Source organism: Thermoanaerobaculia bacterium, from assembly GCA_018057705.1.
Lineage (GTDB): Bacteria > Acidobacteriota > Thermoanaerobaculia > Multivoradales > JAGPDF01 > JAGPDF01.
In genome coordinates, this window is record JAGPDF010000117.1 from 1 (window position 1) to 8,500 (window position 8,500).

Annotated in this window: 11 protein-coding genes and 1 riboswitch; of the genes, 2 read left to right on the forward strand and 9 right to left on the reverse strand. The window is 71.4% G+C overall.

Annotation, left to right across the window (positions count from 1 at the left end):
• The 4 genes from KBI44_20365 to KBI44_20380 all read right to left on the reverse strand — a co-directional run.
• The coding region (locus KBI44_20365) for a DUF190 domain-containing protein (GenBank protein ID MBP9146836.1) at nucleotides 1-294 on the reverse strand (294 nt) is incomplete at its 3' end.
• Nucleotides 295-305: 11 nt separating this feature from the next.
• Nucleotides 306-707 carry a fluoride efflux transporter CrcB gene (crcB, locus tag KBI44_20370; GenBank protein ID MBP9146837.1) on the reverse strand — a complete coding sequence of 134 codons (402 nt, stop codon included), beginning with the start codon at nucleotides 705-707 and terminating at the stop codon, nucleotides 306-308.
• A gap of 57 nt (nucleotides 708-764) precedes the next feature.
• Nucleotides 765-1,466 carry an HAD-IA family hydrolase gene (locus KBI44_20375; protein ID MBP9146838.1) on the reverse strand — a complete coding sequence of 234 codons (702 nt, stop codon included), beginning with the start codon at nucleotides 1,464-1,466 and terminating at the stop codon, nucleotides 765-767.
• A complete protein-coding gene (locus KBI44_20380) occupies nucleotides 1,463-2,086 on the reverse strand; it encodes an NUDIX hydrolase (protein ID MBP9146839.1) in 624 nt (207 codons plus the stop codon). Before KBI44_20380 ends, KBI44_20375 begins: the two co-directional genes overlap by 4 nt.
• Nucleotides 2,087-2,219: 133 nt before the next feature.
• On the opposite strand from KBI44_20380, the gene KBI44_20385 reads away from it, so the two are divergent.
• Both KBI44_20385 and KBI44_20390 read left to right on the forward strand, forming a co-directional pair.
• Nucleotides 2,220-2,399 carry a hypothetical protein gene (locus tag KBI44_20385; GenBank protein MBP9146840.1) on the forward strand — a complete coding sequence of 60 codons (180 nt, stop codon included), beginning with the start codon at nucleotides 2,220-2,222 and terminating at the stop codon, nucleotides 2,397-2,399.
• Nucleotides 2,396-2,614 (forward strand): hypothetical protein, encoded by a 219-nt coding sequence (locus KBI44_20390; GenBank protein ID MBP9146841.1) that lies wholly within the window; start codon nucleotides 2,396-2,398, stop codon nucleotides 2,612-2,614. Before KBI44_20385 ends, KBI44_20390 begins: the two co-directional genes overlap by 4 nt.
• Nucleotides 2,615-2,659: 45 nt before the next feature.
• On the opposite strand, the gene KBI44_20395 is transcribed toward KBI44_20390, so the two are convergent.
• The 5 genes from KBI44_20395 to KBI44_20415 are packed head-to-tail and all read right to left on the reverse strand — an operon-like array spanning nucleotide 2,660 to nucleotide 8,176.
• A complete protein-coding gene (locus tag KBI44_20395) occupies nucleotides 2,660-3,433 on the reverse strand; it encodes a fumarylacetoacetate hydrolase family protein (GenBank protein MBP9146842.1) in 774 nt (257 codons plus the stop codon).
• A gap of 10 nt (nucleotides 3,434-3,443) precedes the next feature.
• Nucleotides 3,444-4,316, reverse strand: coding sequence for an ABC transporter ATP-binding protein (locus KBI44_20400; GenBank protein MBP9146843.1), 873 nt, complete (start codon nucleotides 4,314-4,316; stop codon nucleotides 3,444-3,446).
• Nucleotides 4,309-5,388, reverse strand: a complete 1,080-nt coding sequence (locus KBI44_20405) for an iron ABC transporter permease (protein MBP9146844.1) — start codon at nucleotides 5,386-5,388, stop codon at nucleotides 4,309-4,311. The genes KBI44_20400 and KBI44_20405 overlap by 8 nt, the downstream gene beginning before the upstream one ends.
• Entirely contained in the window at nucleotides 5,385-6,350 is a 966-nt protein-coding gene (locus KBI44_20410) for an ABC transporter substrate-binding protein (GenBank protein MBP9146845.1), read from the reverse strand. Before KBI44_20410 ends, KBI44_20405 begins: the two co-directional genes overlap by 4 nt.
• An 8-nt stretch (nucleotides 6,351-6,358) precedes the next feature.
• Nucleotides 6,359-8,176, reverse strand: a complete 1,818-nt coding sequence (locus KBI44_20415; GenBank protein ID MBP9146846.1) for a TonB-dependent receptor — start codon at nucleotides 8,174-8,176, stop codon at nucleotides 6,359-6,361.
• Nucleotides 8,177-8,282: 106 nt separating this feature from the next.
• A riboswitch (cobalamin riboswitch) is annotated at nucleotides 8,283-8,497 on the reverse strand.
• Nucleotides 8,498-8,500: the final 3 nt, after the last annotated feature.

The following is an 8,500-nucleotide window of genomic DNA, read 5'->3' on the forward strand; positions in this document are numbered from 1 at the left end:
CGTCACCATCCCGTCCTCGATCATCGGGTCGAGCTCGGTGAGAAACGGTTCGATGCGTTCCCTTCGATCCACGATCTCGACCACGATCGGCAGGTCCTCCGAAAGGCGCAGGATCGAGGCGCGGTGAATCCGCGAGTTGGCACCGAAGCCCTCGATGCCGCGCAGGACCGTCGCCCCCGAGAGGCCGCGCTCGCGGGCCCGCTGGACGATCGCCTCGTAGAGCGGCACGCCCCCGGAGCGATTCGACTCGCCGATGTAGATCCGCAGGAGAAGCCGGTCGCCCTGAAGCTCCATCGTCGTTCCTCCTAGAGCGCCCGCGCCAGCATCGCGCCGCCCACCACCCCGATGAGTCCCGCCGTCACGTTGACGGCGACATTGGCCGCCGCGAGCAGTGTATTGCCGTCACGCAGCAGGGCGAACGTCTCGAAGCCGAAGCTCGAGAAGGTCGTGAATCCGCCGAGCAGGCCGATGAGAACGAAGGTCCGGGTCTCCGGCGCGACCACCAGGCGTTGCTCGAAGAGCATGGCCAGAAAGCCGATCAGCAGACAGCCACTGGAATTGACCGCCAGCGTCCCCCAGGGGAAGACCGCCGCCCAGCCCTGCGCCTCGCCGGCCCGCCGCTGCACCCAGCCCTGCAGGAGGTAGCGCGCCAGCGAACCGAGGCCGCCGCCGACCGCCGCTGCCAGCCAATGGCCCGCCTGCCGCATCATCGATGCAGTTTATCCCCACGCAGTTCCTCCCCGCGCGGGTTCTCCCCGCGCAGTTCATCCAGCCTGCGAACGCTCGCCGAACAGCAGCGCCGGGAGCTCGACGAGGCTCCGGAGATCGCCCTGCCCGGAGGGCGAAAGCAGGAGCGCCTGCATGCCGGCCCCCAGGGCGCCCTCGACGTCGTCACGCCGGCTGTCGCCGACGTGGAGCGCACGCTCCGCGGTGACGCCCAGGTCCGCGAGCGCGCTCTCGAAGATCCGCGGATGCGGCTTCTCTGCTCCGACGATGGCGGAGATCGCGAAGGTGTCGAAGAAGTCGGCGAGCTCGAGGCGCTCGAGCAGCAGCGGCAGGCGCTGATCCCAGTTCGAGATCACCGCCAGCTTGAGGCCCGCGAGGCGGAGGCCGGCGAGCATCTCGCGCGTGCCGGGCGCGACCACCCAGGCCGCAGGCTGCGCGAAGCGGTCGAAGAGCTCGGCGGCAGCGAAGGCGGTCGGGCGGGGGGCGTCGACCAACTCGCAGGTGCGCTCGACGAAGTGCCGCCAGAAGCCGCGCGCGCCGTTGGCATGGTTCACGAAGCGGTCGCGCGCCGGCGAGGCCGCACAGGCGAGCTCCTGCCAGACGAGCGGGATGGCGGCCTCGACGTCGCCGGCCGCGACTTCGATGCCGTGTCGGGCGAGGACTTCGGCGTACTGCTGCCCGAGCGCCGGACAGGAGAGCAGTGTGTGGGTGACGTCGAAGGTTACCGCTTCGAGCTTCACGAGGCGCCCGACCCGGGGCGTTCGGCGGCAGGGGCGGAGTCCGGCAGCGCCGGCTGCGCGTGGTCGAGGAGATAGAACGCGGCGATGACCAGGGCATGGCGGATCGCGCCCGAGCGGATGAGCCCTGGAATCTCCGTGAGAGCCGCGATCTCGACCGTGAGCTCCTCTTCGCCGTCGCCTTCCGGTTCGCCCTCCCGCACGAGATCCCGGGCGATGTAGGTCTGGCAGCGGTTGGTGATGAACGCCGGGTTCGGCTCGACTTCGCCCAGCAGGGCGAGCGTCCCGGCACGGTAGCCGGTCTCCTCGAAGAGCTCGCGGCCGGCGGCGGCCTGCGGATCGACCTCTTCGCCGACCTCGACCATGCCGCCGGGGATCTCGAGCGTCGACGCGCCGATCCCATAGCGCCACTGGCGGACGAGCAGGACGCGATCGCCGGGCAGCAGGGCGATGACGTTCACCCAGGTCGGCGCGTCGAGGGTGAGCGCCTCGCGGGTAGCGCCGGCTGCAGCCGGGGCGAACCCGCCCTCTTCGGTACTCTCCGCCACCAGCGACTCGCGGCGCAGGGCGAACAGCCGATGCTGGAAGAGGGTCTCGCTGTGGGTGACGCGCCAGCTCCGCATGCCGCGAGGATATCGGAGATGGGCGTACGCAGATGCCAGGAGATGCGAGGGGCGCGCTCACCCTTCGACTGTCGCGCACCCGGGCCACGCTGTCGGACCGGGATTCGCCCGAGGTCGCCTAGAATGCACTTCGATGTCTCCGTACTTGCGGCTCGTCGCCGCTGCCGCCGCGCTCGGCCTCTGGCTGGCGCTCTATTTTCTCGGCCGCACGGCTGGAGGCGGAATTCACCTCCTGCCCGTCGCCGCACTGGCCCTTGTCCTGTGGGCGCGGCGCACCCGCGAACCCGACCGACACGAGGAGACCTCGAGATGAGCCTGCGAAAGATCGTTGCCCTGCTGCTCGTCGCCGCCGGCGTCTTCATCCTGGTCCAGGGCGGCTTCAGCTTCGCGAAGGACAAGGACACCGCGAAGATCGGCCCGCTCGAGTTCTCGGTCGCCAAGAAGGAGCGCGTCCAGCTCCCCAAGTGGGCCGGCATCGCCGCGATCGCGGTCGGCGCCGGACTCCTGCTGTTGCCCGGCAAGCGCTGAAACGCGCCGCTCCCGATCGCAACGCCAGCGCGCGGAAGCGCCCGGCTACTGCCGCCAGGCCTCGACCGGATTCGCGAGCACAGGAAGGCCCGGAATCTCGACCTCGACGCGGTCGCCGTCGGCGAGCGGTCCGACGCCGGCGGGGGTGCCGGTAAGGAAGAGATCTCCCGGTTCGAGGGTCATGCGGCAGGAGGCATAGGCCAGGAGCTCCGCGAAGCCGAAAACCATCTCGCCCACCCGGCCGTGCTGGCGGAGGGCGCCGTTCACTCGCGTGCGCACCTCGAGGCCCTCGAGCTCGGGTTCGACGAGGATCGCCGGGCCGAGCGGACAGAAAGTGTCGAACGACTTCGCCCCCGAGAACGAGCCGTCGCGCTTCTGCAGATCGCGCGCCGAAACATCGTTGGCGCAGGTGACGCCGAGGATGCCGGCGAGCGCCTCGGCCGGTCCGACGCGGCGCAGACGGTGCCTCACGACCAGCGCGATCTCGCCCTCGAAATCGACGCGCGCACTCTCCGGCGGCAGGACGATCGCGGAGCCGGGGCCGACGACCGCCGACGGCGCCTTGAGGAAGAGGAGCGGCTCGGTGGGCAGCGGATTTCCGAGCTCGGCGGCGTGGTCGCGATAGTTGCGGCCCACGCAGACGATCTTCCCGGGAACGAGCGGTGCGCGTACCGCGTCACCCTCCCCGAGGTCGATCGTGCGGCCGAACTGCCACTGCGAGAGCGGCGTCTCGAACGGATCCGAGAACAGCACGCGGAGTTGGGCGAGGGAGGGGCCAGCGGCGAGCAGGCCTTCGGAGCCGAATCGACAGAGGAGCATCGGTCGGATTCTATTCCCCCGAAGACGTCGGGGGCATCGGGGACGCGGGCGGCTGCTGGCGGAGCCGGCGGCGTGCGCGGGAGGAGAGCGGCGTCACCACGAGCGCTCCGGTGATGTCGTTCAGGTCGACGTAGATCTCGGTCTCGTAGACCGCTGTGAGGTGCTGGTAGGTCAGCACCTCGGCGGTCGGCCCGGCGGCGACCACCCGCCCGCCCTGGAGAAGCACGACCCGGTCGCAGTACTCGGCGGCGAGGTTCAAGTCGTGCAGAACCGCGACGACGCCCGTCCCTTCGTCGGCCAGTTCCCGCACCCGATCGAAGAGCTCGACCTGGAAACGCAGGTCGAGGAAGCTCGCCGGCTCGTCGAGGAGCAGGATCGGCGCCTTCTGCGCGAGAGCGCGCGCGAAGACGATCCGCTGGCGCTCGCCCGACGACAGCTCGTCGATCGGCCTCGCGGCGAGGTGCAGCGCGCCGCAGCGCGCCAGCGCCTGGCGCGCGATCTCGAAGTCGCACGCCGACTCGAAGGCGAGGCTCCCGAGGTGGGGATGCCGCCCCATCACGACGACTTCGAGCGCGGTGAACGGAAAGTCGAAGCGCGGCTCCTGCGGCACGACCGCGATGCGCCGCGCCACCTCCTTGCGCGGCAGCGAACGGAGGTCGTCGCCAGCGACCTTCACGCTGCCGGAGAAGCCCGCGAGCACCCCGGAGACCGCGCGCACCAGCGTGCTCTTGCCGGCGCCGTTCGGCCCCAGGAGGCCGACGACGCTCCCCGCCTCGAGCCGCAGGTCGACACCGGCGAGCGCCAGGCGGGAGCCGTAGGCGACCGTGAGGTTGCGCACCTCGAGCAGCGGAGCCGGTACCGGAGTCAAAGCGCCTTCAACCATGCGGCCCCCCGGCCCCGGCCCCGGCTCCGACTCCGCGGCGCCGCAGGAGGATCAGGAAGAACGGCCCGCCGAGGAGCGCCGTCACGACGCCAACCGGCAGTTCGGTCGGCGCGGCGAGGGTCCGCGCCGCGAGGTCGGCCAGCACCAGAAACGACGCTCCGCCCAGGAACGCCGCCGGCAGCAGCAGGCGGTGATCGGGGCCGAGCAACCGGCGCAGGAGATGCGGCACCACCAGGCCGACGAAACCGATCAGGCCGGCGGTCGCGACTGCGAGCGCTGTGGCGAGCGAACCGAGGACGAACGTGCGCCGCTTGAGGCGTTCGACGTCCACGCCGAGCTGCTGCGCGCCCTCCTCGCCGCCGGTGAGGGCGTTGAAGTCGCGCGCCGAGGCGAACAGCGCGACGGTGATCGCGACGCCGGCCGCCCAGAGAGCGACCAGGGTGACCGGGCCGGAGCTCGGGACGCGCCCCATGAGGTAGAAGACGATCGCCGAGAGCTCTTCACGTGAGGCCACGCTCTGCAGGAAGTAGATCAACGCCGCGCTGAAGGCGTTGAAGATCGCACCTGTCAGGAGAAGCGTGAACACGGTGAGCCGCCCGCCGGCGGTCGCCATGCGCTCGATCGCGACCAGCGAAGCGAGCGCTCCGAGGAACGCCGCGAGCGGCACGCCGAGGCCGGCGACGCCGGCAATGAGAGCGAGGACGCCACCGAGGCTCGCGCCACCCGAGACGCCCAGGACATAGGGGTCGGCGAGCGGATTGCGCAGCAGCGCTTGAAAGGCGACGCCGGCGACACCGAGAAGTCCGCCGAGAGCCGCCGCGGTGAGCACCCGCGGCAGGCGCAGGGCAAAGAGGATCGCCTCCTGCGCTTCGCTCCACACGCCGCCCGCGAGGAGGCGCTGCCAGAGCGGAACCTGAGCGGCGCCGAAGCTCACCGCGAAGCCGATCGCGAGCGCGAGGAGCGCCCCGAGTCCGAACGTCACCAGCGCGAGCCGGCGCCAGGGTGCCGGGGCGGCAGCTCCGGCAAGCGCGGGGGTGTCGGAGAGGGAGGGGGAGGGGGAGGGGGAGCTCATCGACCCGCGTCCTCGGCCGGACGGGGGGCGCCGCCGAAGTCCTCGGGTCGCGTCGCACCGAAGACCTCGGGATGGACGAGGCGACCCATGAGCTCGGCCATGTCGGCGAGCCGCGGGCCGGGCACCAGCAGCTGCCACGGATCGACGACGGCAACACGACTCTCGGCCACCGCCGGCAGGAACGGCCAAGCGGCCCAGAACCCGGCCTGCATGCCGCGCGAATGCCCCGGCCGGTTGTCGGCGCTGTCGACGATGACCTCCGGGGCGCGCACCAGTATCGCCTCGAGGGCGATCATGGGATAAGGCGACGCGGCATCGTGCGCGACGTTCTCGCCGCCGGCGATGGTCACCAGCTCGTCGAGATGCGAGCCCGGGCCGGCAACGAAGAGCGGGTCGTGCCCGACCGCGACGAGGACGCGGCGCCGCGGGACGGTGGCCGCCCGCTGGCGGACCTCGGCGATCCGCGCCGCGATGCGATCGAGAAGCTGGCGGGCTTCGTTGGCGCGGTCGACCCGGCGCCCGGCCTCGGCGATCGCCGCCAGGGTGCCGGCGAAGGTCGAAGTTTCCAAGGCGACGACCTCGATCCCCAGCCCGACGAGCCGGGCGTGCTCGCCACGGCCGGCCTCGCTCGCCGCGGTGAACAGCTGCGTCACCCCGAGCTCGACGAGGCGCTCGGCGTTCGGCGCGTCGAACGCCCCGATCTTCGGCAGCCGTGCGAGCTCGGGCGGCCAGTCGACGAAGTCGCCCACCGCGACGATGCGGGGCGCGACGCCGAGCGCGACCAGCGTCTCCGCCGCCGAAGGCGACATCACCGCGATGCGCCCGCCGGCGGCGCCCGCCGCGGCGCCGGGAGCTGCGGCGGGCGCTGCCGCCCCCGGCGCTCCCGGCGGCGCGCCACAAGCCGACGCGAGGAGTGCGCTCCCGGCGAAGAGCGCAGCGAAGAGCGCGGTCGGACGGCTCATGGACAGGCTCAGAACCGCAGGCCGAAACCGGTGCGAAAGCCCAAGCCTGGCGCCGGGAAGCCCGCCGCCTCGTCGTAGCTCTCGTCGAGGACGTTCTCGACGCGCAGAAACGGCTCCCAGCGCCCGCCGAGTCGCCGGGCGAGAGAGAGGTCGAGAGTGGTGTAGGCGGCGAGCGCCACGTCCCCGAAGTCGGTGCGAGCCCCGACGTAGCGCAGCACGCCGCCGACCGTCCACTCGCCCGGGCGGGCGTAGACCACGAGGCTCGCACTCTCCTGCGGTCGGCGCAGCAGCGGACCGCCGGTGTCGAGGTTCTCGGCGTCGAGCCAGGTCGCGACCAGACGAGCGTCGACCAGACCGCGCCGCAGGGCGAGCGAGCCTTCGACACCGCGCGCCCGCGCGCGCCCCAGGTTCTGCGGCACGAACGTCGCGAAGTCGAACTCGATCAGGTTGTCGAGATCGTTCTCGAACAGCGCCACCATCGTGCGCCACCCACCGCTGCCTCCTTCGACCGCAAGCTCGTAACTGCGCGAGTCCTCGGGCGAAAGGTCGGGGTTCGAGAAACCCGGGTAGTAGAGATCGGCGAGCGAGGGGGCGCGAAAGGCCTCGCCGTAGGTCGCACGCATCCGCCAGGCGTCGGAGATCGCCCAGACGACGCCCGCCTTGGCGCTGGTCTCGGCCCCGAACACATCGTTGGCGTCGCGGCGCACTCCGGCGTCGACGCGCAGCGGCCCCGGCGTCCAGGAGAGCTGCCCGAAGGCCGCCCAGGTACGCTGGCTCTCGTCGCTCAAGCCGGGGCTGAAGGCGTCCCGGGCGCGGACCTCCTGCCTGTCCCAGTCGCCGCCCGCGGAGGCCTCGAGGTCGTCGCCGAAGCTGCGTCGCACGACCATGCGGGCCTGGTCGCGGCCGGCCTCGGCGCGGCTCGCCGCGAACGGATCGTCGGGATCGCTCACCGCAAGATCGGTCGCGGTCGTCGCCGCCTGGGCGTCGAGGTGCCAAAGCTCCTTCGTCCAGGCGAACGGCACCGCGAACGACGTCGTCTCGAAGGTCTGCTCGCGCCGCAGCGTCGGTCGACCGGCATAGTCGTAGGGAATGCCGACGTCGCTCGCCGCCCGGCGCACGAGCGCGCCGAGGGTCGCGGAATCGCTCAACGCGCCCTCGAGAGCGAGGTCGATCTCCTCGCCGTCGTAGAAGTCGTTTCGGACCTCACCCTCGCCGCGCCGCAGATGGCCGGCCAGATCGACGGCGAGCGCCCCGAAGCGGTGCCCGCCAGCGACGCTGCCGCGCAGGTAGTCGTTCGAGCCGCCTTCGAATCCGGCCCTGCCGAGATGCGTGTCGTCCCCGCCGCCGCGGCGGGTCACCAACTGGACGACGCCGCCGAGCGCGCTCGAGCCGTAGAGCGCCGAGAACGGTCCGCGCACGACTTCGATGCGCTCGATGCCGTCGGTCGAGAGCGTCGACCAGTCGAAGCCGCCGAGATAGGGATCGTTGAGCTCGATACCGTTCCACAACACCAGGGTGTGACTCGAGTTGGTGCCGCGCGAGAACAGCGAGGTCTGTTTGCCGGCGGAGCCCGCCTGCACGAGCTCGAGACCGGGGACCGTCCGCAAGAGGTCGACCGCCTCGACCGCCTGGCGAATGCCGATCTCCGCCGCCGTCACGACCTCGACGGTGGCCGGAACCTCCGCCGCCCTCTCGGGCTTCTCGGTGGCGGTGATGGTGATCGACTCCGCGAACGGCGGCGAGGTCTGGGGTAGGGCTGAGGTGGCAGAGGCGGCTGCGGTCACTCCCCCGAGGAGCGCAGCGAAATGTACGAGGGAAGGGCGCATGGCCGATCTCCTTTCGCGAAAATCGATGTTTCGCCGAAAGGGAACGGGGAGACGAGCGGGGGCGTGCGGCGGGGCCGGCCGGGATCGCTCCCCACACCCCGGGGGACGAATACATCGGACGAGCGGCAGGTCTCCTGGCTCCCGGATCTTCCTACTCCCGGACCTTCCCGCGCGCCCGACCGAATCTCGATCTCTGGCGCGCAGTGGTGTCTCCGGTTTCGTACCCGGTTACAGTGGCGGGGGCCGCGCCGGCTTCAAACCGGCTTCCCTCTTGCGAGCCCCGCGATTTCTCGCGGGGCCACCGCTACGTCGTGGTTGTCAAAG